Source organism: Aerococcus sp. Group 2 (assembly GCF_905125285.1).
GTDB lineage: Bacteria > Bacillota > Bacilli > Lactobacillales > Aerococcaceae > Aerococcus > Aerococcus urinae_E.
The window spans coordinates 324,772-351,320 of record NZ_CAJHPA010000001.1; the positions used below are offsets into that span (position 1 = coordinate 324,772).

The window sequence follows — 26,549 nt, forward strand, 5'->3', positions numbered from 1 at the left end:
TCAGATGATATCTAAAACAAAGCATTAAAAAAAGTTCTAGTAAAGCTAAAGCAAAAACCGTAACCTTCCTAGGCAGAAGATTACGGTTTTTAGATGATTAAAATCAGTTAAAAAATTTAACCTTATTTTGCTTATGAAAAGGCATCTTTAATTTTATCAAAGAAATTCTTCTCTTCTTCAGTGACATTATTTCCTGATGCCTTAGCATAGTCGCGAAGAGCGGCCTTTTGTTTGTCATTGAGATGTTTAGGTGTAATGATCTTAATATTGACCAATTGGTCCCCATTGCGATCACGGTTTAATACTGGGGCGCCTTTGCCACGTAAACGGATGGTATCGCCACTTTGTGTACCTGCAGGAATTTTAAGGTTCACTTTGCCGTGAACGGTTGGGACCTCAACTTCATCACCCAGAGCGGCTTGGGCAAAGTTTAGAGGCAAGTCAATACTGATTTGCGAGCCTTTCCTTTGAAAGATATTGCTTTTAGCTACTCGGAAGACCACATAGAGGTCACCGGCTGGCCCCTTATTGTAGCCAGCTGACCCTTGTCCGGAAAGACGAATCGATTGCCCATCTTCTACACCGGCTGGAACCTTCACTTTAACCGTATGGGTCTTCTCTTCTCGACCGCTTCCTTGGCAATTAGTACATGGGTCTTCGATAATCTTACCTTCACCTTGACACTGGCTACAGGTGGTTTGACTAGCCATTTGTCCAAATGGGGTATTTCTTACTTGTTGAACTACCCCTTGGCCATTACAGGTTGGACAAGTTTTCTTGGACGTTCCCGGCTTAGCACCAGAGCCTTCACAAACCTGGCAAGCTTCTTCGCGTTTATAGGAGATCGTTTCTTCTTTACCAAAGATAGCTTCTTCAAAGCTTAAATCCATGGTGTATTGTAAGTCGTCCCCACGGCGAGGTGCAGTCCTAGACCGTTGACTAGCAGATGAGCCAAAGCCACCGAAGCCACCTTGACCACCAAAGAACTGATCGAAGATATCTTCAAAGCCAGAGAAACCTTGTCCTGAGTAGGATTGATAACTTCCATTGCCAAAGCCACCGAAGCCACCATTTGCACCAGCATGACCAAACTGATCGTATTGTTTTCGTTTGTTTTCATCACTTAAAACTTCATATGCTTCCGTTACTTCTTTATATTTTTCTTCAGCACCGGGATCATGGTTTAAGTCAGGATGGTATTTTTTTGCTAGTTTACGGTAAGCACGCTTGATATCTTTCTGGCTGGCGTCTTTACTGACACCTAAAATGTCATAGTAATCTCCTTTAGCCATATTTTACCCCCTTATCCTCGATACAATAGTTTGTCCCTGCCTTAAGACAGGGACAAGCCTACTATAGTCGATTATTTATCGTCATTTACTTCCTCGAAGTCACCTTCAAAAGTACCATCATCATTATTATCTTGATTTTCACTTTGGCCTTCTGCTTGGTTGGCTTCGTAAAGTTTTACCGTTAGTTGTTGAAGAACTTCCATTAATTCGTCCTTCTTAGCCTTCATTTCATCAGTATTTCCAGCTTCTTGAGCAGCCTTTAGTTCGTCTTTTAATTGGTTGGCTTTATCAATATCTGCTTGATCCGCTTTACCTTCAACATCCTTAGTAGTTTTTTCAGTTTGATGGATGATTTGTTCAACTTCATTCTTCAATTCTGCTTCTTCTTTACGCTTGTTATCTTCTTCAGCGTTAGCTTCAGCATCTTTCATCATGCGGTCAATTTCTTCATCGGTTAAACCAGAATTGGATTGAATGGTAATCGCTTGTTCCTTACCGGTGCCTTTATCTGTGGCTGAAACATTAACGATCCCGTTTTTGTCAATATCAAATTTTACTTCAATTTGAGGGACACCACGAGGAGCTGGATTAATATCAGTTAATTGGAAACGACCTAAAGTCTTATTGTCAGCAGCCATAGGACGTTCACCTTGTAAGACGTGGATATCTACAGCGGGTTGGTTATCTGCAGCCGTTGAAAAGACTTGGGATTTAGAGGTTGGGATAGTCGTGTTCCGATCAATTAATTTGGTGAAGACTCCACCCATGGTTTCAATACCTAAGGATAGTGGCGTAACGTCGAGTAAGACAACGTCTTTAACGTCACCAGTAATCACACCACCTTGAATAGCAGCACCCATAGCAACCACTTCATCAGGGTTAACACCACGGTGTGGGTCTTGGCCAGTTAATTCTTTAACATGGTCAACCACTGCAGGAATACGAGTAGAACCACCAACTAAAATCACTTGGTCAATATCTGACTTGGATAAATCAGCATCAGCTAAAGCTTGTTGAACGGGTTTAGTGGTCCGGTCAACTAAGTCATCAGTAAGTTCGTTGAATTTTGCCCGAGTTAAGGTTAATTCTAAGTGTAATGGGCCACTTTCCCCAGCAGAGATGAATGGTAGGCTGATTTGTGTAGAGGTAACTCCGGATAAATCCTTTTTCGCTTTTTCTGCAGCATCTTTTAGACGTTGCATAGCCATTTTGTCATTGGAAAGATCAATCCCATTATCCTTCTTAAATTCTTCAACTAAGTAATCCACAATGCGTTGGTCAAAGTCATCCCCACCTAATTTATTATCACCGGCAGTAGATAAAACTTCAAAGACTCCATCACCGAGTTCTAAGACAGAAACGTCAAAGGTCCCGCCACCTAGGTCAAAGACTAGGATTTGTTCGTCTTTATCATCTTTGTCTAAACCATAAGCTAAAGCAGCTGCAGTAGGTTCGTTAACAATACGTTCAACTTCTAAGCCGGCAATTTTACCAGCATCTTTGGTTGCTTGACGTTGGGCGTCATTAAAGTAAGCTGGAACAGTAATAACAGCTTTACTTACACTTTCTCCTAAGTAATCTTCAGCGTAGCCTTTTAGGTATTGTAAGATCATAGCAGAAATTTCTTCTGGGGTGTAATCTTTATCATTGACATGAACCTTGTAACCGGATTCCCCCATATGACGTTTAATCGAAGCAACTGTATTTGGGTTTGTCACCATTTGGCGTTTAGCGACTTCTCCTACTTGAATTTCGCCATCTTTAAAAGCTACTACAGAGGGTGAAGTACGATTGCCTTCTGGGTTAGTAATAATTACTGGTTCTCCACCTTCTAATACTGAAACGGCAGAGTTTGTAGTTCCTAAGTCAATTCCTATAATTTTACTCATTATTTATTATCTCCTTTTTTATTATTGTGCAACGACTACCATAGCTGGTCTTAAGACACGGTCTTTAATGACATAGCCTTTTTGATAGACTTCAACTATAGTATCTGATTCTTGACCATCATTGGCAGGAACAGATGAAACAGATTGGTGGAAGTTAGGATCGAATTTTTCGCCTTTAGGATCAATCGTTTTTATTTCTTCATCATTAAAGGCACTTTGAATACTTTCCAATACCATTTCAATGCCGCGTTTCATACTGCGACTCGCTTCATCATCTGCTTCAATAGTCAAGGCCCGTTCTAAGTTATCAACTGCACCTAAGAGTTTTTCAGCTAAATGTTGGGAACGGTACTTAGCAGCATCTTGTCTTTCCTTATTATTTCTTCTTTGAATATTCTTAATTTCTGCAGATAAGCGAAGAATTTGATCATTTTTTTCTTCAAGTTCTTTCTTTATACTTTGAAGTTCACTCTCTTTATCATTCTCATGGACTTCTTGATCTTCATCTGCGGTTTTATTTTTCTCATCATCAGCCAGGTTTTCTGACTCATTATCCTTATCGGCTTTAATATTTTGATTTTGTTTCAAATCTTGAGCCTTGTTTTTATCCTGGACTGACTTTTCATCTTCATGTATATTTTCTGGGTCAACATCCTGATTGTTCTTATCATGAACTTTGCTCATCTGTTTACCCCTCCTCTTTATCATTTTTATAATATGAATCGATATAGTGATTGAGCTGTAGTCTCACACCTTGAAATAGTTGAGCCATACGCAGGTAAGACATATTTTCTGGGCCGAGAATAGCCACAGAAATCGTTTGTTGATCATTATTACCACCAACAAAATTGGTAGCCATAATAGATAAATGATTGAGGCCATCAGCCTGCATGTCCTTACCTACCTTCACTTGAATCCCTTGATCACCCGGATCAATGAGTGTATCTAATAAGTTAGGATTAGCAAATAGACGATTTAAATTCTCTACCTGTTGATAAGCATCACTTTGATAGAGATGGTTATAAAGATTTGCCTTACCTTTAACAAAGACGCGTGAGGCATCCATTTTTTTAAGTAAATCTTCGATTATACTTCCTTCATAAAGTAAACGTCGAATTGATTCATCAAAATAGGACATATAGTTACTTTTAAGGCGTACAAGAACGCTAGGAAGACTTAAACCAATTAAATCACGGTTAATAATATTTGCCATATCCTCTAAAGCTTCCATAGATACACTGTCTGGCAAACGATAGATTTGCGTTTCCACTGTCCCTTCTTCTGTCACTAAGACAAGCATCACTTGCCGGCTAGTTACCGGTACAAAGCGAAAGCCAGCTAAGTGGTAATGGTAAGCGTCAGGTCCTAATGAAATCGCTACATAGTTAGTTAGCTCAGCTAAAAGTTCAGTTGAGCGATTGACAATTTCATCTAAAGCCAAGTAAGGTGATTGAAATATTTCACTCACCTTTTCATTTTCCGCTTCACTTAATCCACTATCGATAATTCCACCGTTCTTGGGAAGAATATAATTAATGTAGAAACGATAGCCGGCTTCAGTGGGCACTCTTCCGGAAGACGAGTGCATCTTTTTAATCAAATCAAGTTTTTCAAGTTTTGCCATATCATTTCTAATAGTTGCAGAACTTGCCTCAAGGCCAGTCAGTTTTAGAATCGATTTAGAGCCAATCGGTTCTTCACTTTGACTATAGGCGTCAATAATCGCTTTTAAAACAATAATTTGTCTTTTACTTAACATCTTATCACCTCTTTTAGCACTTGACAGCTCCTTCTGCTAACATATCTATATACTAACATGGTTAAGTGCATATGTCAATAAAAGTCAAACTGTTTTTCAAAGAATTTCCTAGTCATTCCGATTCCTATTTTGACCTTTAGCAAAACGATTTTATAGATAAAGTTAAAAGATAGCCCTTACTCAGTAATAACAGCTGGCAGTGATGACTTACTAGCGACTCAACCTTTACCTTGGATCGGTCTCTAGCCTCATACAAAAAATGACAAAATAAAAAAAGTTGGCAAAATTGACACCAACTTTTAGAGAATTTAATTTTGATAATTTTCATATTTTTGTAGACGACTCAGACAGTCACTTTTATCTTGATTCAACTGTTCCACCATAGCCTCTACACTAGAGAATTTCTTTTCACCCCGTAAATATTCGTACCAAAATACCAGCATTTCTTCTCCATAAATTTCTGACTCAAAATCAAACAAGTTAATTTCAATGGTCTTGTCATTATCATCACCAAAAGTGACATTATATCCAATGGAAGCCATCCCCCAGAATAGCTGATGGTTGATTTGACATTGAACCAAATAAACACCCACTTTGGGAATTAAAGTACTGGCCTGGGTATAGATATTAGCCGTTGGAAAGCCTAGAGTACGGCCTCGTTTAAAGCCGTTTATGACTAAACCACGGAAGAAATAAGGATAGCCCAGAGCCTGGTTCGCTTCTTCCAGTGATCCCTCAGTCAGCTCCTTGCGAATCTGTTTGGAAGCAATTTTATTATTATTTTCATTCAATACGGGGACCTCAATAATTTTAAAGCGATCTTCAGCATAGTCTGGCAAGTTTTTCATATTGGCTATGGCTTTAGCACCATAGGTATAATCAAAGCCCGCAACAACTACCTTAGCATTTAAGCCAACCAGATAATTATCAACGAAAGCTTTGGGACTTTGATTAGAAAAGGCACTGGTATAATCAACTAAGTAAACCCGGTCTACCCCAAAAGTCTCAAGTAAATGCATCTTTTCTTGATTTTGCGTCAGGTATTTCATTTGATTAGGGTGAAGGTCTTGATTAACAATTAAAGGTGAAATATTAAATGTCATCACTGCTAATGGAAGCTTGCGTTTGAAGGCTTCCTTCCTTGCAGCTTTAATCACTGCTTGATGGCCACGATGGACGCCATCAAAAAAACCCAAAGCTAAAACGATGCCCTCATTATTTTTAAGATTCTGGTCTATGGGATGATGAATGGTTATTACTTGCATAAGACACCTCATTGTTAAAGTCATCAGTTATATCAGCATTTTTAACGGTTTCATTTGTTCTTCATCACTAGGATGTTGTCCATAAATAGCCATGAGACCTTGATGGCCATAAAAAGCCACCGGCAATTGGTCTCGATATTCTTCGGCCAAATTATTTTTGTTTAGAACCGCTCCATTGCTGACGAGTTTTTCTAATTTGCCACTAATCTCAATATGAGCTAAGTCTTGGATCAAAAAATCAATGGGAAAAATAAAATCATTTTTTTCTTGACTAATTTGATCTTCAATTTCAGATAAAGTAAAGCATTGTGATTGGGTAAAGGGGCTTGAAGCTATCCGACTCAGGTCAGTCATGGTCGCAGCATAGCCTAGTGACTCTCCTAGGTCTGAAGCAAGGGTCCTCACATAGGTCCCCTTGCCACAACGGACGCGGAAATTAAAACTTTGCACTTGCTGGTCTTGGTCGTATCGACAGGGCTTTAGAAGGTCAAATTCAAAGACATTAACCAGTCTTTTCGGGCGGTCAACCTTTTCTCCATGACGGGCATAGTCATATAACTTTCGGCCGTTAACTTTAACAGCCGAATACATGGGAGGGATTTGAGTAATTGTACCTAACATGCTATCCATCGCTTGTTGAATAAGCTGTCCATCGACAGCTTCTTTGACAGGTGTTTGACGAACAATTTCCCCGTCTAAATCTTCTGTTTCTGTTTGAAAGCCTAAGGTAATTTCTCCTTGATAGACCTTTTCCTTATCAGTGATCCAATTAGCCATTTTTGTCGCCTTATTCACACAAATTGGCAATACACCGCTCACATTGGGATCCAAGGTACCGGTATGGCCCACCCGTCTGGTCTTTAACAATTTACGCAAGGCATTGACACAATCGTGACTAGTCATCCCTCTTTCCTTCCATAAAGGAATTATGCCATCCATGGCTTCACCTCCTATTATTTAATACTTACAAAATCTTCGATTAACTGACAGAAGTCATCTGCATATTTATCTGCCTTTACTGGACCTACTCCGCTAATATCAAGAAATTCCTGATAGTTCTTAGGCTTTATTTCCACCATATCAAGGAGACTCTGGTTATTAAAGATAATATAGGCAGGAACATTTTCTTCACTAGCTAAACTATAGCGTAATTCACGAAGTGCTTCAAATAATTCTTCATCTTCTGGCGATAAATGATCAGTCAGTGATTGAGCTTTCTGACTAGTCTTCGTTTTATTTTCTGATCGAATATAGGCAGATTCTTTAATATAAAGGCACTTAATTCCTTTTAGAATTGGGAGCGCCTTTTCCGTAAGGCTAAGTCCCTTATATTCATTAACCGCCAAGGCCCCTTCAGAAATTAATTGAGAAATAATATTCTTAATGGTTTGCTCATTCATATCTTTTAATAAAGCGTAGGTTGATAATTGGTCAAAATGTTTGTCTTTAATTTTTTGATGTTTTTTTCCTTTTAAGACATCTGTGACTAGGGTCATGCCATAAGGATAAGCCATTCTAACAATACAAGAGAGGATCATTTGTCCTTCTCGACTGACATCAACCTTTTTGACTTGCTGCAAACAATTGGAGCAATTTTGGCAATGGTCAGGAGCTTCCTGACCGAAGTAGGCTAAAATGTGTTGTCTCAAGCAAGAAGAGGTCGTTGCATAATTAATCATATCATTTAAGCGACCTTCACTAGTGGGATCATTGCTTTGACTAATCAAAAATTTTGCGGTCAAGATATCCTTGGGGCTGTAGAGAAGAATGGCTCTAGCCGGCAAGCCATCTCTGCCTGCCCGGCCTGCTTCTTGGTAGTAACTCTCTAAATTAGTGGGCAAGTTGTAATGGATCACCTGCCGAACATCAGGTTTATCAATTCCCATCCCAAAGGCATTGGTTGCCACAATAATATTAGTACGCTCATAGATGAAGTCATTTTGCGAAGCCATCCGATCCGCTGGGCTCATTCCCGCATGATAAGCGCTCACCGGAAGTCCTTGGTCTCTTAACCATTCACTCAAACGGTCAACAGTTTTTCGAGAAGAAGCATAAATGATAGCTGCTTCTTCTTTATCTATTAAATCAATTACAGTCTTCTTCTTTGATTCTGGTTCCATAACCTCAAAAGTCAGATTGGGACGATCAAAGGAATTAATGAGGACATAGGGATTCTCAAGAGCCAATTGATGAATAATATCCTGTTGAACCCGATTGGTAGCTGTGGCTGTAAAGGCACTCACAACCGGTCGGTGACTTAACTGACCAATAAAGTTAGCAATCTCTCGGTAAGAGGCTCTAAAGTCGTGTCCCCATTGAGAAACACAGTGGGCTTCATCAATAGCTATTTGAGCTAAGGGTAAGTCATTAGCTAATTGTAGAAAAGACTCGCTCTTTAGCCTTTCTGGTGATACATAAATCAGCTTGACTTGTCCAGAATTAATCCTATCCAGGACAGCAAAATAATCCTCACTGGATAGACTGGAGTTGAGGTAGACACTATGAATTCCATGTTCATTAAGACTATCTACTTGGTCCTTCATTAATGAGATTAAAGGAGAGATTACTAAAGTAATACCAGGTAAGGTTAAAGCAGGTAATTGATAGCAAATTGATTTGCCTCCGCCAGTGGGGAGAATCCCCAAACTATCGCGACCAGCTAGAATACTCTCAATGAGTTCCTTTTGTCCGGGGCGAAACGTTTTATAGCCAAAATATTTTTCCAAAGCATGCTCAATTAGCATAGAAACCTCCCTCTCCATCACGTCTTTTTATTATAACAAATTTTCTAGAGGCTTAGGGATATTTCACCTTTAAGATGCAAAGAAAAAAAGACTAGAAATGCTCCAACTTGTCTCTTTAACAAAGTGAAGTAGCATTTTCTAGTCCTTGATGTTTTACTATTTAATTAGCTTTTCTAGCTCTTCATAGATCAACTTAGCCAATGATTAATACATTCCTGATCTGCCATCAGCTAAATTAATATAGATATTTTTCGCTTGGGTATAGGCATTAAGAATCATTTTGTGGGTTTCTCGACCAATCCCTGAATCTTTGTAGCCTCCAAATGGTGCCCCAGCTTCAAAGCTATTATAGGTATTAATCCAAATTCGTCCTGTTCTTACTCCACGAGCTACCTTAAAGGCCGTGTCTAAGTTTTTAGTGAAAACACCGCCTGCTAAACCATAATCACTATCATTAGCAATACGGATGGCATCTTCAACATCTTTGAATTTAATCACAGTAGCAACGGGACCAAAAATTTCTTCTTGAGCCACCCGCATACTATTGTCTGCTAATAATAAAGTAGGTTCAAAATAATAGCCCTTTTCAAGATCTCCTTCTGAAGCTGAATGGCCACCGGTTATAATTTCAGCTCCTTCATCTAAAGCCACTTGGATATATTCGCTCACCTTTTGATGTTGAGCATGACTAGCTTGGGCACCAAGTTGAGTGTCTTTTTCCCAAGGCAAACCAACTTTTACCTTTTTAAATTCTTCTTTTAAGCGACCGATAAATTCATCATAGATCGATTCTTGCACTAAAATTCGTGAACCTGCTGAGCATACTTCCCCTTGATTGAATAAGATACCCAATTGAGCTCCCTCTAAGGCTTGTTCCATATCCATATCTTCAAAGAAAATATTGGCCGATTTTCCACCTAATTCCAAGGTTGCTGGGATGAGGTTTTCAGCAGCTGAAATTCCTACTTGGCGGCCAACCGAAGTTGATCCAGTAAAGGCAATTTTATCAATATCTGGATGGTGTTGGAGGTATTCTCCACTCTTTGAACCACTTCCAGTAATAATATTTAATACGCCCTTGGGTAAGAGATCATTAATTAATTTAGCTAACTCTAAAACGCTTAGCGAAGTGGAAGAGGAGGGTTTTAATACAATAGTATCCCCTGCTGCTAAGGCTGGCGCTATTTTCCAGGCCGCCATTAAAAAGGGAAAGTTCCAAGGAATAATCTGGCCGACAACGCCAATTGGTTCCCGAAGAACCATGGATAAGGTATTGTCGTCAAGCATTTTAAAGTGATCTTCTTCGCTACGGATAACACTAGCAAAGTAACGAAAATGGTCAGCTGCTAAAGGAATATCAGCTCCTTGGGTTTCTCGAATCGGCTTACCATTATCCATCGTTTCAACCAAAGCCAAACGCTCTTGGTTATCTTCGATAACATCAGCAATTTGATTGAGAATTTTAGCTCTTTCTTTGACATCCGTTCTTCCCCAATTAGGAAAGGCTTGGCGGGCAGCTGCAACAGCTTGATTGACATCTTCCTCAGTGGCATCGGTAATTTCAGCTAATTTTTCGCCATCTGCCGGGCTATAATCTTCAATCGTCTCTTGACCGCTGCCATTAGTCCATTCACCATTGATTAACAATTGATAACGCTTTTCAAGTTTAAGGTCCTTAATATCCATTGTTATCTCCCTTTCATCTCAAAATACAGTTAAAAATGTAATCTCAGTATACCTAAAAAGCGCTTTCATTAAAAGAATTTGGCTTTGCATAGTTAGCTAATAATAACTCATCATTATTAAGGCTTTCACCTACATTATGATGGAAGAGTTGTAGTAAGTCGTCAATGCTACAATTTTCTTTCTCTTCTCCAGAGATATCAACGACTACCTGACCGTCATGAAGCATGATTAAACGATTGCCATAAGCTAGCGCATCATTCATATCATGGGTTATCATTAAGGTTGTCAATTGATATTCGCTGACCAAGTCTTGGGTTAAAGACATTACCATTGCACTTGTGCGCGGATCTAAAGCAGCCGTATGCTCGTCAAGAAGTAATAGTTTTGGCGTTTGTAAGACAGCCATCAGTAAGGTTAACACTTGGCGCTGTCCCCCGGATAAGGAGCTTACCCGTTCTTGCATGCGGTTTTCTAAGCCCATAGCTAAGGTGCTTAAACGAGAACGGAATTCTTCACGCATATCTTTTGTAATAGATGTTTGGAAGCTGCGTTTGTGTCCTCGCTTATAAGCAATGGCTAAGTTTTCTTCCACGCTTAAAGATTTGGCTGTACCCATTTGTGGGTCTTGGAAGACCCGACTAATCATTTTTGCACGTTTATAAGCTGGTAAAGCAGAAATTTCACGGTCTTCTAAATAAATCTGCCCCGAGCTTAAGGGAATCGTTCCGGCAATAAGATTCATCATGGTTGACTTTCCGGCGCCGTTACTGCCAATGACACTGATAAAATCGTTATCCTTAATGGAGAGATTTAAATTTTTAATGACTTGATGGGGTTTACTCGATTGCGTTTGAAATACCTTATTTAAATTCTTTAATTGAACTAATTCATTCATGATAATTTTCCTTTCTTTAATCATTTAAGCGAGCGCTTTTCTTAGTCTTCCATTCTATTTGTGGGCCCCATAGGATAATTGCCAATACTATGGCGGATAGTATCTTGATATCACTTGGTAAAATCGGAATATATTTCATGATTAAGTCAATAATTACTCGGTAGATAATCGCACCCAATATAATTGAAAATAAACGACTTGGTAATTTTACTTGGCTTAATAAGACTTCGCCAATCACAATGGCAGCTAGACCAATGACGATGGTTCCGGTTCCCATTGATAAGTCAGCATAGCCGTTATACTGAGCGATTAAAGCCCCTGATAGAGCAATCAAGGCATTAGAAATCATGTAGCCCACTAATTGCACGTGGTCCGTCCGAATCCCGTTAGCTTCTGCCATTAGGGCATTATCACCAGTTGCAATTAAAGCCAATCCGTACTCAGTTCCCATAAAAATCACAAGTCCTAAAATGATAACCATGACGGTTAATAAGCCTAGTAAAAATGGTGACCATGTTGTCGATATGCCTAAGTTCTCTATTGAAGTTAACAAGGTTTTTTCTCCTAGTAAGGGGGTATTGGCTTGCCCCATGACTCTTAAGTTAATGGAGTAAAGTCCGGTCATAGTTAAGATCCCTGACAAGAGGGCCGGTATTTTCATCCTTGTGGTCATGAAACCGGTTAGAAAGCCAGCCAAAGCGCCTGCTAGAAGTGCTGCTAGAACCGCTAATAAAGGGGGTACCTGATTGACTAATAATTTAGCACAGACAGCCGCGCCTAAGGGGAAACTCCCCTCAGCTGATAAGTCGGCTAAGCCTAAGATTCTAAAAGTAATATATACCCCTATGGCCAGGATAGACCACATCATTCCTTGCGAAACACTAGATATCAATAAATCCATTCTTCTTGCACCTCTTCTAATACGCCTGGTATGGCTATTTATCTTTTATTTTTAATTAACTTAATGAATAACATTTAAATTATTCTTTTAAACGCGCCTTTAATTCTTCACTATCTATTCCCAAAGCAGCAGCCATTTCATCATTCACCTTAACGACTAGGTCCTTAGAATTTTCTACTGGAATGTCTTCTAGTTTTTTATTTTCCTTCAGAATATCTACTGCCATGTTCCCCGTTTGTTGTCCTAATTTATAGTAATCTACCCCATAGGCACATAGAGAACCTTCGATAGCGGCATCGAAAGCGGCTACTGATGGCGTCTTGTTCTCCATTAGGACCTTACCAATGGTTTGAATGGTGTTAGCAATGGTATTATCTGTTGGTAGATAGATGCCATCGACTTTTTCTGCTAAAATTTTAGTCGCTTGTTGCACATCATTAGTTGAGGTCACTGTCATACTTTCGACCTTTAAGCCCTTGGATTCGATATATTCCTTGGCTTGTTCATATTGAACTTCTGAGTTTACTTCACTTGAATTATATAAAATCCCGATGGTTTTAATGGATGGATCAGCCTTTAATAATAAATCAACGACATCAGCAACCGGGGCCATATCACTGGTACCGGTCATATTTTTACCAGGTTTTTCCATACTCTCGACTAATTTAGCGCCGACCGGATCAGTAACAGCCGTAAATAATTGCGGAGTCTCCTTGTCAGTGTTCAGCATGGCTTGGGCAGCTGGAGTAGCTATACTTAAAATCAGGTCCTTTTTCCCTTTTAATTGTTGGGTAATACTTTGCAAGTTGGATTGGTCGCCTTGGGAGTTATGGAATTCAATCGCTAAATTCTTCCCTTCTTCATAGCCAGCTTCTTTCAGGCTATCTTGGAAGCCTTCCTTAGCTCTTTGTAAGGAATCATGTTCCATGTATTGAATGATCCCCACATCGACCTTTTCAGTACTGCTTTCACTACCTTGATTGGAACAAGCTGCTAATGTACATGTTAATAAACCTGCTGCTAGGTAACGTAAATATTTTTTCATCATTTTTCCTCCATAACACTAAATAAACACAGTTGATTTTCTATTGTTTTTGACTGTTAAACGGGCCTTCCATACTATCACTCCCCTAAAAGGTATAAAAAAAGCCCACCTAGTTTGGAAAAAACTAAATGGGCTGAATAATAGCATATATTAATAGTGGTATAGCCCATTTAGAATTTATCCATTCTATGAGGGCTAGACACGCTTAAGATCCTTAGCCATCATAGATACAAACTTGAGTTTGACGTTTGTATCTATGATGTTTCATAGTACAAACGCTATCTAAAATAGCTAAAGTAAAATCGTACATTTTGATAAGTAGAGCATGCGCTCTGGTTGATAAGGTATTTAACTAACATAATCACATGCTCCTTTCTTAAGCTGTTGAAGTAATAGTAAACAATTTTTAAGGTAAAGTCAACTCTTAATTTAAAACATAAGTTTATATTTCTAAATTTAAAATTTGATTATATAAATAATAGAAGGAAAAGACTTATATAAGGGTATTCTTGGAGAGTATTTTTTTAAACCGATCTATTATTTTGATCGATCTTGATCATTATTTCAAAATAAGCTCTGATTTCTTAATCCACTCGGCTAGTCTTTTATTAAAATTTCATTTCTAAGTTTCAGTTAAAAGAAAAAAGAGGCCTACAAATACACAGCCTCTTTTCAAAATGCTTTTCAAGCTCTGGACAAGCGGCTACTTCAGAAAATGGTGGTAAAATTTTGACACATTTTCCTTCCAGCGATCTTGCTCTTTGACGCGCTTGTCACACTCGCTTCTGAAATATTAATCTTCTTTATTTAACTGAGCCAATAACTGGTCAATACGTTGACCATATTCGATCGATTCATCCCGCTTAAAGACAACTTCTGGTGTCTTATAGATACGTAAGCGTTGACCTAACAACGAACGTACTAAGCCACTGACCTTATCAAGTCCCTTTTGCACTTTTTCATGTTCACTTTGTGAATCGGATAAGGTGGAATAATAGATGGTAGCGTTTTGTAAATCACCAGTTAAATCAACATCAGTAATAGTAATATTTTTGACACGAGGATCTTTAACTTCTTTGCGTAGAATCGAGTTAACTTCACGTAAGATTTCTTGGCTAACTCGCTCTACACGTCGATTCGTAGACATAAAATCCCTCCTTGTTAAATATTAACGCTTCACTTCTACCATATGGTAGGCTTCGATTTGATCGTCCACTTTAATATCATTATAGTCTTCAATCATCAACCCACATTCATAGCCTTTATTAACTTGTTTAACATCATCTTGGAAGCGGCGTAGGGAAGATAATTGGCCTTCGTAGATAACAATATTATCGCGAATTAAGCGAATTTTACTGTTTCTTTCGATATATCCATCCGTGACATAACCTCCACCGATGGTTCCTAACTTAGAAACATGGTAGGTTTCCCGAATCGTTACATAACCCGTAATTTCTTCTTTATATTCTGGATCTAACTGACCTTTCATTGCATCCTCAACTTCTTGAAGCGCGTTGTAGATCACGTTATGAAGACGAATTTCGACTTCTTCTTCTTGGGCTTGGGTTTTAGCTGTTGGCGTTGGTCTGACATTGAAACCAATAATAACTGCATTGGAAGCTGCCGCTAAGGACACATCACTCTCGTTAATGGCACCGACAGCACCATGAATAATATCAACTTTAACGCCTTCAACATCAATTTTCTTCATACTGGAGGCAATCGCTTCAACAGAACCTTGGACATCGGCCTTAATAATAATGTTAACGGTCTTCATTTCGCCTTCTTTAATGGTATCAAACAGGTTATCAAGGGTTACCTTATGGGTTTGATGGCGGCGTAATTCTTGAGCTTGTTGGGCACGACGTTCACCAATATTTCTGGCAGTCTTTTCATCATCAAAGACCACAAAACGGTCGCCTGCCTGAGGAGCTTCTTGGAGACCGGTAATTTCAACAGGCGTTGAAGGACCTGCTGACTTAATCCGACGACCTTGGTCGTTAGTCATGGTACGAACCCGTCCATAAGTGTCTCCTACAACAATAGCGTCTCCTTGGTGTAAAGTCCCTTCTTGAACCAAAATAGTCGCTACGGCACCACGATGGGCATCTAATTCCGCTTCAATCACAGAACCAAGGGCGTTGCGATTAGGATTGGCTTTTAGTTCTTCAACTTCAGCCACTAAGAGAATCATTTCAAGTAATTCATCGATATTTTCACCAAACTTGGCTGAAATATTAACAAAAATGGTATCGCCACCCCATTCTTCTGGAATCAACTCATATTCGGTTAATTCTTGTTTAACGCGGTCAGGGTTGGCCTGTGGTTTATCAATTTTATTAACTGCTACGATAATAGGTACTTCAGCGGCCTTAGCATGGTTAATTGCTTCAACAGTTTGTGGCATAACGCCATCATCAGCGGCTACAACAATGACGACAATATCGGTAACGTCAGCTCCACGTGAACGCATGGTAGTGAAGGCCGCGTGCCCCGGAGTATCTAAGAAGGTAATTTCTTTGTCATTAGCATGGACTTGGTAGGCTCCAATATGTTGGGTAATGCCACCAGCTTCCCCTTCAACCACGTTAGCGTGTCTTAAGTAATCTAGTAAGGTAGTTTTCCCGTGGTCAACGTGACCCATAATGGTTACAACGGCTGGACGTTCTTCTAAATTATCCGCTTTTTCTTCTTTAGCCTCTTCAAAATAATGATCGAAGTCAGTAGGATCAATGATAACCTTTTCTTCAGCTTCAATGCCATATTCAGCTAAAATTAATTGAATAGTGTCTGAATCTAAAGCTTGGTTTTGGTTGGCCATGACACCAAGCATCATCAAACTCTTAATAATATCAGCTGGAGACCGTTTGATTTTTTTAGCTAACTCAGCAACGGTCATGCCATCAGTAAATTCAATTTTTTCTGGACTTTCTTTTTTCTTGCGGCTAGGAGCCGAAGAATTATTATGTTGGACTTTTTTACGTTGATTATGTTTTAAATGCTTGTCCTCATATTTTGATTGCTTGTTATTTTTACGGCGATTCTTTTTATTGTTCTTCTTATTGGCCTTTTTATTGGTATTTGATTGGCTATTTTTGCCGGATTGACCATCATTCTTTTTATGGTCTTGGCCTTTTTCTTCTTGCTTATTCGCTGGTTTTTTTTCGCCTTTGTTATTATTATGCTTATCTTGTTTTTTACCAGCTTTTTCAGACTGAGATTGCTTATTGCCTTGTTTGTCTTGGCTAGACTCTTTTTGCTTAGGCTGACTTTTTTCCTTTGCAAAATACTTTTCCATGGTTTGGATATCTTCATCAGTCATCGACGACATATGGCTAGTGTAGGATAATCCAGCCTTTTTAGCACTAGCTAATAACTCCTTACTAGAAATATTTTTTTCTTTTGCATATTCATAGACACGTTTTTTTGACATGTCATCACCTTCCTTAATCTTATCGCTTCATGATTTGTTCTCTCCTATAAGAAATATCACTTGAAACACAATCAATTAAATTTTTTAGCAAAGCCTTGGTTAGTAAAAGCGCAAACTGACCGCTTCTTACCGAGGGCTTGGCTTATCTCTGCTTGGGTAAATTCTAAACTCAAGGGAACTTGGTAAAAATCACATTTGTTCTTAATGGTTTTTAATGAACGCTCACTTATATCTATCGCTGCGATGACGTGAAGTGCCTTACCGTTTTGAACAGCTTCAATAACACTGCTTTCTCCACTGATCAAACCGCCGGCAACCTGGGCAAGGCCTAAAAGATTTAAGCGCTTATTCATTGCCATATAGCTCTTTTCTAGCTTTCATATGATCAGCGTAATCCTTTAATTCATTATAAAAAGCGTCATCAACGCTAACTTCCAAGTGCTTGTCCAGTAGGTGCTTATCCCATGCCTTTTGAACTAAGTCAGGGTCGGTCGCTATATAGGCACCTCGTCCATTCATTTTCCCACTCGGGTCAATAGCAACTTTACCCTCTGGTGTACGGACAACCCGAATTAACTCTTTTTTTGGAAATTGCTCATTAGACACCACACACCGACGCATCGGTATTTTGCGCTTTTTCATAAATATCCCCTCTATTCTTTTTCAAGATCTTGACCTTCATCCAACAATTCATCGTAAGTCACTTCATCGGATTCTTCAACATCTGAAACAATTTCTTCCATATCATCAGGATGGATATTTTCTTCATCGTAATTTTCGAAACCAGCTTGGTCATCTGCTGAGACTTCTGATAATAAAGGATCAGTTCCCTCACTAACAAGAGAATCAGAGGCTAAGGCAGCCGGATCACTCATGAGTTCTTCCTCTACGTTAACATCGTTTAAGAGGCTTTCGACTTCTTCACTCTCAGCTTCAAGATTTTGATCTTGTAAAAATTTTTCTTGGTATTCTTCAGAATCTTGATAGTCTTCATACTCAGTTTCAGACTTAATATCAATCTTATAACCTGTTAACTTAGCTGCTAGACGAGCGTTTTGCCCTCGCTTACCGATGGCTAAAGACAAATGATTATCTGGAACAACGACCACACATGCCTGTTCATTAGGAACAAAGTGAACAGCGAGAACATCAGCAGGATTTAAAGCATTGGCAATGAGAACCGCAGGATCCTCATCCCATTCGATAATATCCATATTTTCTCCCTTTAGTTCATTAACTACTGTTTGCACTCGGCTACCTCTAGGCCCCACACAGGTCCCCACCGGATCCACATTAGGGTCATTAGAATAAACAGCTAGCTTAGACCGATCGCCTGCTTCTCTAGCAATTGCGCGAATTTCAACGGTCCCATCGTAAATTTCGGGAACTTCTTGCTCAAATAAGCGTTTTAGCATATTTGGATGAGTACGACTCACGTAGATTTGAGGTCCCTTTGTGGTATTTTCAACCCTTTCCACATAAACTTGGATACGGTCATGGGGTTGGAAATACTCTCCAGGGATTTGTCCCTCAGGGGTTAAAACTGCCTCAATTTTACCTAAATTCACATAGATATAACGCCGGTCTTGTCTTTCCACGGTCCCCGTTAACAAATCATCTTCATAATCGATAAATTCTTCATAAATGATTTCACGTTCTGCTTCACGTAAACGTTGGGTGATAACCTGTTTGGCTGTTTGTGCTGCGATACGCCCAAAATCTTCTGGTGTGACTTCAAAGCGAATTTTATCGCCAATTTCGTAACCCCGATTGATTTCCAAGGCATCCTCTAGAGAAACTTCTAAATTAGAGTCCATCACGGTTTCCACCACTTCTTTTACAGAATAAACGTGGAAACTCCCTTTTTTATCATCAAAAACAACTTCGACATTTTGCGCCTGGTCAAAATTTCGCTTGTAAGCAAAGACCAATGCTGATTGCACAGCATCTATAATGGTATCCTTTGATATACCTTTTTCTTGTTCTAACATTTCAAAGGCTTGAATTAGTTGTTTGCTCATTTCTATCCCTCTTTAAAATTCTATTGCCAAACGAATTAAAGACACGCTTTTACGCGGAAAGTCTTGAACTAAACGTCGGGTCTTATCTTTTACTTCTAAAGTAAAGTATTGTTCACTAGCTTCTAAAAGGCGTCCTTCAACAAATTTGCTACCATCAATTTCATGATAAAAATTTAAATGAACCCATTTACCAATTGCTTGTTGGATGGCATTATCATTATTTAAAGGACGTTCCGCTCCAGGAGAAGACACTTCTAGGTAGTAAGCTTGGGGAATAGGGTCGTCTTCGACATTGTCTAAGATTTCAGAAATCTTTTCACTTGCTTTTACACAATCAGCGATCGTTATGCCGTCATTATTATCTATGTAGATGCGTAAATACCAATCCTTACCCTCTTTGGAAAAAGTGATATCAAATAATTGATATCCCATTTCATTAATATCAGCTTCAATTAATGCTTTCACTTGGTCAGTAACTTTAGCCATACTTCCCTCACTTTCTACTCATGAAAAAGAGTGAGCGCTAGCGCTCACTCCTTCCTTCCTATAACAACACTATTATCCTAACATATTTTTCATTAACTAGCAATAGCTAGGCTTTTTTGCCCTGACCTATCAAGCCACTGACACTTGAGATCGGCAAGGAAAAAATTAGACCATGGCCTGGCTCCGTAATTTTCATTGTCTCTGAAATGTTATCTGTTACTTGTTTAATTTTATTAGCGGGAAGAACCATCCAAACAATTTCTTTTTCGGGTTCAATTTGAATGGAAAAAATGCTGGATTTTTCATGGGCGCCACTTCCGCGTCCATGTAAAATCGTTGCTCCCTTAGCCCCTTCATCACGGGCAGCATCAACCACTTGATCAGCTAAATCCCTTTGTACTATGGTTACCAGGAGCTGGTCTTTGTTTTCCTGGTCTGCCTCATTAAAGAGATAGCTATGGTTTTGATTTCCTAAATAAGAAGACACATCAAAAGAGAATAGGACACCTGTCCCCTTTTTCTTTAATTTCAAGGCATCTTCTAAATGGGCATGAATATCCGCTTCTTTTTCTTTTGGAACAATGGTTAAAAAGATTTCACGTTCAGTTCCTTGTAAACCCAAGGACCGCAATAAGTTGCTTTGAACAGTCCCATAGGCTCTAATAATCGTTCCTCCTGATGCACCAGCTTGTTTGGCACGCTTCAATAAACGGCTAGCCATCCCTTCTTTAACAATGGCTAAAAATAAAACCGGTTCTTTATTCACTTTTATTCCCCTTTCTCCATTAGCGCTTATACTTAATCACTTGTCTTTGTTTGAATCTTAAATATTAATCCGAGTAATTCTACCATGATCACTGGAATCATAGCAACAAAAGCAATCACACCAAAGGCATCTAATGCATTTGCATTGGGGAGATAGTCAGCTGCTCCTTGGGCAAAGGCTAAAATAAAAGTAGCTGTCATCGGACCAGAGGCTACACCACCAGCATCAAAGGCGATCCCAGTAAATAGATTAGGGACTTGGTAAGACAAGAGAATTGCCAAGGCAAAACCAGGTAAGAGGAAATGCCAGACCATTAACTGATCACTGGAAATTCGTAACATGGATAAACCGACTGCTAGAGCCACCCCTATAGAGAGTGCAATCATAAGGATTTTATTAGGAATATATCCACCTGTAACATCCTCAACTTGGTCTCCCAAGACATGTACAGCAGGCTCAGCGAGAACAACAACTAAGCCAAGAATAAATCCAGTAATGATTAACCATAGATTTCCTCTTTCAGCCATGGCCTGGCCAAGAAATTTTCCCATATCCATGAAACCTTCATGGACACCAACTAGGAAAATAGTTAAACCAATTACCGTATAAATAATTCCTTTAAAAATATCCATCAATTCTTCTTTATCAAGTTGGAAATGTCTCCAGTTCATATAGATAAACAAGAGAACAATCGGGATAAGGGCAATGATCGATTCAACTAGAGTCGGCAGAAAACTGGATACAATCGCATAAAACACATTTTGTGTCGGTTCAACCACCGATTCAGCCGGTTGAATATTACTTTGCGATAATAGAATCAGTAAAAGGGTCGCTAAGATTGGCCCAGTACTCATGGCGCCAACAAGACCAAAGGCGTTGTCTTCAGCATCTTTCCCCCCCATCCTTTGGGCAAGGGAACCTGACAAGGCTAAAATAAAGGGAGTGGTTAATGCTCCGGTGGTCGCACCAGAAGCGTCAAATCCCATAGCAATGTTAGAGTCTTCAGAAAAAATAGCCAGTATTAAAATAATTCCGTAAACAAGTGCAAAGAAATACTTTAAAGCAATTCGTTTCAAGAGTCGAAAAACTCCAAAAGCAATCATGATCCCCACACCAATAGAGACTGATAAGACGACTAGTTGCTGACTCAAGGCACCTGAGGTCGCCTCTTGAATTTGCAGACCCAGTATCAATAAGTCTGGCTCAGCGATAGTCACTGCAAAACCAATTATAAAACTGATCACTGCAATGACCTTAGCCGAACTATTTCCGGCAACATAGTGCCCTAAGTGGTTCCCAATTGGGGTCATCCCCACATCAATACCAGTTAGAAAAATCGTCAGCCCTAACATGAGTAAAATCGCCCCAATAATAAAAGCGAGCAACATATTAGCTGGCACATCTACCACAAAAAATGATAGCACTAATACAATAGCCACCACAGGTAATACCGAGTAAGCTGTTTCTTTAAAACTATCAATTAAAACATCCATAGACGCTCTCCTTTCTTTCAGAATTTATTCAATTTCACGCAATAAACCAGTCGTATTATTGACAGGTAGGGAAAAGGTAATTCCTGAATTTGGTGATCTCAGGTTCATTTTCTCAACAATAGCCTGGGAAATGGCACTTACTTTTTCACTATCTACCACCATTAAGACAATATCTTTTTCTTCTTCAATGGTGACATCAAAAGCGGCTTCATAATCTTTATAACCCGCTCCACGTCCCTTAACGACAGTAGCTCCGACAGCTCCAGCTTCCCGGGCAGTTTTGATCACATCGCGACCATATTTATGGTCAACAATGGTAATAATCATTTCTTGCATCATAACAGCTCCTCTCTTCAAAAGATTCAGTCACTTTAGAAGTGAACATGAACAAATAAAAATAAGTTTACTTTGATCGTAACATAGCACTCTAGCGATTAGCTAGTAAAAGGCTCCCTACTAGAAAAGATAGAAGATACAATATAATAAAACAAGGCTGTCGAAAATAACAGCCTTGTTAAGTATTACGCCTTTCAATTGCTTATCTCTTTTAAAAATCAAATAGGGACAATTGATTTTCTTCCGGTAAGCCATTCAGTGCATTGCATTCATCTAAATGATCAATAACTGATTGGCTGACCTTACCACGAATCTTCAGATCTTCTTTTGATAAGAAAGGAGATTCTTCTCTAGCTTTAACGACTTGTTGAGCCACGCTGACACCTAATCCAGAAACAGCACGGAATGGAGCAATTAAGGTATCCTCTCCTTCGATAACAAAGTCTTTGGCATCTGATTTTTCTAAATCAACCATCTTAAATTTCAAACCACGCTCCCACATTTCATTGACTAATTCTAGAACAATTTGTAGGGCCTTTTCTTTGGCACTGGCATCATTCCCCTTAGCCTTTATCTCTTTAAGACGGTCCTTGTTCGATTCTAAACCTCCTGCCATGGCTTTCAAATCAAAATCTTCAGCCCTGACACTGAGATAGGCACAATAGTACCAAATCGGATGGTGCACTTTGAACCAAGCTACCCGCAAGGCATTAATCACATAAGCAGCCGCATGGGCTTTAGGAAACATATACTTAATTTTTTGGCAGGAATCCATGTACCATTCTGGTACCTCATGATCTTTCATGATCGCTTGGTGTTCAGGTGATAGCCCTTTCCCCTTTCTTACCTTTTCCATAATTTGGAAGGAATCGCTCTTAGGAACTCCCATATGAATCAAGTCCATCATAATGTCGTCCCGACAACCAATAACATCCTTTAATTCCATGCCCTTTTCGCTAACCAAAGTTTCCGCATTTCCCAGCCAAACATCAGTACCATGAGATAGACCGGAAATTTGTAGTAATTCGGCAAAAGTGCTGGGGTGAGTCGCTTCTAGCATCTGTCTAACGAATGGCGTACCAAATTCAGGAATACCCAGGGTTCCGGTTTTGGAAAAAATTTGCTCTGGAGACACCCCAAGGGATTCGGTTCCATTAAATAGTTTATAGACTTCGGGATCGTCCATTGGGATATCTGTCGGCTCAATTCCCGACAGATCCTGTAATTTACGAATAACCGTAGGATCATCGTGACCCAAGCAGTCTAATTTCAAGACATTGTCATGAATGGAATGGAAATCAAAGTGGGTGGTCCGCCAATCAGCAGTTTGCTCATCGGCAGGGTATTGGATCGGGGTAAAATCATAAACATCCATGTTTTCTGGAATAACAATAATCCCACCCGGGTGTTGTCCAGTGGTCCGTTTTACCCCGGTAGCCCCCTTGGCGAGAAAATCTTTTTCGGTTTGCCTTAAGTTTAAATTATGATCTCGATCATAACCTAAAACATAGCCAAATGCGGTCTTATCAGCAACAGTAGAGATGGTTCCGGCTTTATAAACGTGGTCCTCCCCAAAAAGGACCTTAGTATAGTTGTGGGCTTGAGCTTGATATTCTCCGGAGAAGTTAAGGTCGATATCAGGAACCTTGTCTCCATTAAAACCTAAGAAGGTTTCAAAAGGAATATCATGACCATCCTTAGACAATGGCTGACCACATTCGGGACAATCCTTATCTTCTAAGTCAAAACCAGATCCAATTTCGCCATGGGTATAGAAATGACTGTAATGGCAGTTAAGACAGACATAGTGTGGTGGAAGGGGATTAACTTCAGTGATACCTAGCATGGTGGCAGCAAAGGAAGAGCCCACCGAACCCCGAGAACCAACAATATAGCCATCCTCATTCGATTTCCACACTAACTTTTGCGCAATGTAATAGATCACCGCAAAACCGTTACCAATAATACTGTCCAATTCCCGTTCTAATCTTTCTTCAATCAGTTCAGGTAAATTCTCCCCGTAAATTTCATGAGCCTTAGTAAAAGCATCATTACGAATGGACTCTTCAGCACCATCGATATGGGGTGTATACAACTTATCGTGAATAGGTTCCACAAAATCAATGGAATCAGCTATGGCATTAGAATTAGTGACGACTAATTCAAAGGCTTTCTCTTCGCCCAAAAAGGCAAAATCATCGAGCATTTCTTTGGTCGTCCTGAAATGGGCTCTAGGAAAATATTTAGAGCGGTTAGATTTTATCGAATTGATCAAGATTTCTCGGTAAATTTTATCTTCGGGATTAAGATAATGCGCATCTCCTGTGGCTACCACTGGAATACCAAGTTCATCTCCAATGTCCACTAAATCATTAATGATATTTTCTAAAGCCTCATTATTGATAATATCTTGATTACGTAAAAGAGGCTCATAAGATGCTTTGGGTTGAATTTCAAGGTAATCGTAAAACTCAGCAAATTTCTTAGCGGTTTCCTTTCCTTTCTGCATGGCAGCAGTAAAGACTTCTCCTTCTGAACAAGCGGAACCAACCAATAGATGCTCACGGTGTTCCTTTAAAAGCGAGCGAGGAATACGCGGAACCCGGTGAAAATAGTCAACATTAGAGGCACTCACTAATTTAAATAAGTCCTTAAGCCCCTTTTGATTTTTGGCTAAGATGGTCGCATGGAAGGGGCGTCCTTTTTTATAGGCATCTCCTTGACCTATATCACGGTTCAACTGATCATGGTAAACCATATCATGAGATTCTTTGGCTTCCTTAACAAAAATCCATGCCAAAGCACCCGTTGAAGTCGCATCGTAAATCGCCCGGTGGTGGTGTTCTAGAGAGACGTTAAAATGCTTGGACAAGGTGTTTAAACGGAAGGATTTCAAATGTGGGTAAAGGTAGCGAGCTAATTCCAAGGTATCAATCACTGGATTTTCTATGGTAGGTAAGCCATTTCTTTGGTAGGCAGCATCAATAAAGCCAACATCAAAGCTAGCATTATGAGCGACTAAAATCGTTCCTTGACAGAAGTCCAAGAAATCCTGCATCACTTCGGGTTCAGGACGGGCATTAGCTACCATACTGTCGGTAATGCCTGTCAATTCGGTGGTAAAGCTGGATAAGTGATGGCCTGGGTTTAAGAACTCTGAAAATTCTCCGACCACATTTCCTTTATGCATCTTTACCGCACCTATTTCAATAATCGTGTTATAAACTGCCGATAAACCGGTTGTCTCCACGTCAAAAATAACATAAGTCGCATTTTCTAATTCAACGTGGCCGGGATTATAGGCAATGGGGACTCCATCATCAACGACATAGGCTTCCATACCATAAATCAGCTTGACCCCAGTGTCTTTAGCTGCTTGACTAGCTTCAGGAAAAGCCTGGACATTACCATGGTCAGTAACAGCGATAGCTTTGTGCCCCCATGCGGCCGCCTGCTTGACAAAATCAGTCACAGAATTTGTAGCATCCAGGGCACTCATATTCGTGTGTAAGTGAAGCTCTACTCGTTTTTGATCTTCCGGCATGGTATCTTGACGTGGTTCCTTTTCAATGGCTTCCAGGTCACGTGCATTGACAACGAGGTCTCTAGCAAAGCGGTCATCCATTTGGATATCACCTCGAACACGTAACCACATACCTTCCTTGATACTATTGAAGATGGCAATATCAGCGTCACTATTAGAGAATTTTTGTACAATAAAGGCCGAGGTATAATCTGACATTTTTAAGACAAGAATGCAGCGCCCGGTTCTTAATTCCCGTATCTCAACATCAAAAACGACACCCTCCATTACAGCACGACGCTGCTCTTCAGTATAGCTTTTCATCATCTGAACTTGGTCACTAGGAATAGATCGCCCGATTCGAATTTGATCCGGAGATTTAACTTGCTTAGCATTTGAAGGGGCTTGCTCACTACGCTCCTGGACAAGCTTGGCTTTTTCTTGTTCTTCCTTCTCTAGCGCTTGACGTCTAGACTGGTATTGCTCTTGTCGCTCATTTGCCCTGTCTTGATCAACAATAACCTTAAGACTTAGCTTATCGAAGCCGTGGCGCTGATAGCAATCCAGGATCGCCTGAACGTAGTTAGTTTCAACATAATCTCGAATGGGGTCATTTTCTACATAAAGGAACATCTTCCCCTGGTTAATTTTAGGAGGATTAGCATATAAAACTTGTTGAGCCATGCCATCTGACAAATTCAAGCATTCCAAAATCACTGGCCAATAAGCACTCACTTCTTGGTCACTAGCTGTACTTACTTGACTGATAATAACTTTCAATTTTACTTTGGCTATGGCTTGAAACGTATTGGTTAACTGGGCATAAAAAAGTTGATAAGCAGAAAAAGGTAAGCGTTCTGGGAAACGAATATTGAATTGATAGCAGCGAGAGACTTGGTGAACAATCACCTCTTCAATAGACCCCTGCTTAATATTTTCATCATCACTCTGCCAATGCATTTGCCTAAGTAAAGTTTGAAACATCTCTTCGTTAGAAAGCATTTCATTCTCCCTT

Annotated in this window: 21 protein-coding genes; all 21 read right to left on the bottom strand. The window is 39.6% G+C overall.

Features of this window, described 5'->3' with window-relative positions:
- Positions 1-131 precede the first annotated feature (131 nt).
- Positions 132-1,292: a molecular chaperone DnaJ gene (gene dnaJ / locus JFU01_RS01420; RefSeq protein ID WP_060778225.1), complete on the bottom strand. Its 1,161-nt coding sequence runs from the start codon at positions 1,290-1,292 to the stop codon at positions 132-134.
- 71 nt (positions 1,293-1,363) lie between these two features.
- Entirely contained in the window at positions 1,364-3,181 is a 1,818-nt protein-coding gene (dnaK, locus tag JFU01_RS01425) for a molecular chaperone DnaK (RefSeq protein WP_195855560.1), read from the bottom strand.
- A gap of 21 nt (positions 3,182-3,202) precedes the next feature.
- Positions 3,203-3,865: a nucleotide exchange factor GrpE gene (grpE, locus tag JFU01_RS01430; protein ID WP_195855561.1), complete on the bottom strand. Its 663-nt coding sequence runs from the start codon at positions 3,863-3,865 to the stop codon at positions 3,203-3,205.
- A gap of 4 nt (positions 3,866-3,869) precedes the next feature.
- Positions 3,870-4,940, bottom strand: coding sequence for a heat-inducible transcriptional repressor HrcA (hrcA, locus tag JFU01_RS01435; RefSeq protein ID WP_060778223.1), 1,071 nt, complete (start codon positions 4,938-4,940; stop codon positions 3,870-3,872).
- A 308-nt stretch (positions 4,941-5,248) separates the two neighbouring features.
- A complete protein-coding gene (ribF, locus tag JFU01_RS01440; protein ID WP_195855562.1) occupies positions 5,249-6,205 on the bottom strand; it encodes a riboflavin biosynthesis protein RibF in 957 nt (318 codons plus the stop codon).
- A gap of 27 nt (positions 6,206-6,232) precedes the next feature.
- Positions 6,233-7,144: a tRNA pseudouridine(55) synthase TruB gene (gene truB, locus JFU01_RS01445; RefSeq protein WP_195855563.1), complete on the bottom strand. Its 912-nt coding sequence runs from the start codon at positions 7,142-7,144 to the stop codon at positions 6,233-6,235.
- Between the two features lie 14 nt (positions 7,145-7,158).
- A complete protein-coding gene (gene recQ / locus JFU01_RS01450) occupies positions 7,159-8,949 on the bottom strand; it encodes a DNA helicase RecQ (protein WP_195855564.1) in 1,791 nt (596 codons plus the stop codon).
- Positions 8,950-9,153: 204 nt separating this feature from the next.
- Complete coding sequence (locus JFU01_RS01455) at positions 9,154-10,635, bottom strand: aldehyde dehydrogenase family protein (protein WP_195855565.1); 1,482 nt, start codon at positions 10,633-10,635, stop codon at positions 9,154-9,156.
- Between the two features lie 52 nt (positions 10,636-10,687).
- A complete protein-coding gene (locus JFU01_RS01460; protein ID WP_195855566.1) occupies positions 10,688-11,530 on the bottom strand; it encodes an ABC transporter ATP-binding protein in 843 nt (280 codons plus the stop codon).
- A 16-nt stretch (positions 11,531-11,546) separates the two neighbouring features.
- Positions 11,547-12,431 (bottom strand): ABC transporter permease, encoded by an 885-nt coding sequence (locus JFU01_RS01465; RefSeq protein WP_195855567.1) that lies wholly within the window; start codon positions 12,429-12,431, stop codon positions 11,547-11,549.
- A gap of 79 nt (positions 12,432-12,510) precedes the next feature.
- The gene (locus JFU01_RS01470; protein ID WP_195855568.1) at positions 12,511-13,479 is read right to left on the bottom strand and encodes an ABC transporter substrate-binding protein; all 969 of its coding nucleotides are present in this window, start codon (positions 13,477-13,479) and stop codon (positions 12,511-12,513) included.
- A 790-nt stretch (positions 13,480-14,269) separates the two neighbouring features.
- A complete protein-coding gene (gene rbfA, locus JFU01_RS01475) occupies positions 14,270-14,623 on the bottom strand; it encodes a 30S ribosome-binding factor RbfA (RefSeq protein ID WP_013669767.1) in 354 nt (117 codons plus the stop codon).
- 21 nt (positions 14,624-14,644) lie between these two features.
- Complete coding sequence (gene infB / locus JFU01_RS01480) at positions 14,645-16,909, bottom strand: translation initiation factor IF-2 (protein ID WP_195855569.1); 2,265 nt, start codon at positions 16,907-16,909, stop codon at positions 14,645-14,647.
- Positions 16,910-16,980: 71 nt separating this feature from the next.
- Entirely contained in the window at positions 16,981-17,262 is a 282-nt protein-coding gene (locus tag JFU01_RS01485) for a L7Ae/L30e/S12e/Gadd45 family ribosomal protein (RefSeq protein ID WP_195855570.1), read from the bottom strand.
- Positions 17,255-17,551: an RNase P modulator RnpM gene (rnpM, locus tag JFU01_RS01490; protein ID WP_195855571.1), complete on the bottom strand. Its 297-nt coding sequence runs from the start codon at positions 17,549-17,551 to the stop codon at positions 17,255-17,257. The genes JFU01_RS01485 and rnpM overlap by 8 nt, the downstream gene beginning before the upstream one ends.
- Positions 17,552-17,562: 11 nt before the next feature.
- A complete protein-coding gene (gene nusA / locus JFU01_RS01495; RefSeq protein ID WP_195855572.1) occupies positions 17,563-18,930 on the bottom strand; it encodes a transcription termination factor NusA in 1,368 nt (455 codons plus the stop codon).
- A 12-nt stretch (positions 18,931-18,942) separates the two neighbouring features.
- Positions 18,943-19,416: a ribosome maturation factor RimP gene (rimP, locus tag JFU01_RS01500; protein WP_013668712.1), complete on the bottom strand. Its 474-nt coding sequence runs from the start codon at positions 19,414-19,416 to the stop codon at positions 18,943-18,945.
- 106 nt (positions 19,417-19,522) lie between these two features.
- Positions 19,523-20,182: a P-II family nitrogen regulator gene (locus JFU01_RS01505; protein WP_230081907.1), complete on the bottom strand. Its 660-nt coding sequence runs from the start codon at positions 20,180-20,182 to the stop codon at positions 19,523-19,525.
- A gap of 32 nt (positions 20,183-20,214) precedes the next feature.
- Positions 20,215-21,675 (bottom strand): DUF1538 domain-containing protein, encoded by a 1,461-nt coding sequence (locus JFU01_RS01510; protein WP_195855573.1) that lies wholly within the window; start codon positions 21,673-21,675, stop codon positions 20,215-20,217.
- A gap of 24 nt (positions 21,676-21,699) precedes the next feature.
- Positions 21,700-22,011 carry a P-II family nitrogen regulator gene (locus JFU01_RS01515; protein ID WP_049776761.1) on the bottom strand — a complete coding sequence of 104 codons (312 nt, stop codon included), beginning with the start codon at positions 22,009-22,011 and terminating at the stop codon, positions 21,700-21,702.
- A 211-nt stretch (positions 22,012-22,222) separates the two neighbouring features.
- Entirely contained in the window at positions 22,223-26,536 is a 4,314-nt protein-coding gene (locus tag JFU01_RS01520) for a PolC-type DNA polymerase III (protein ID WP_195855574.1), read from the bottom strand.
- Positions 26,537-26,549 lie beyond the last annotated feature (13 nt).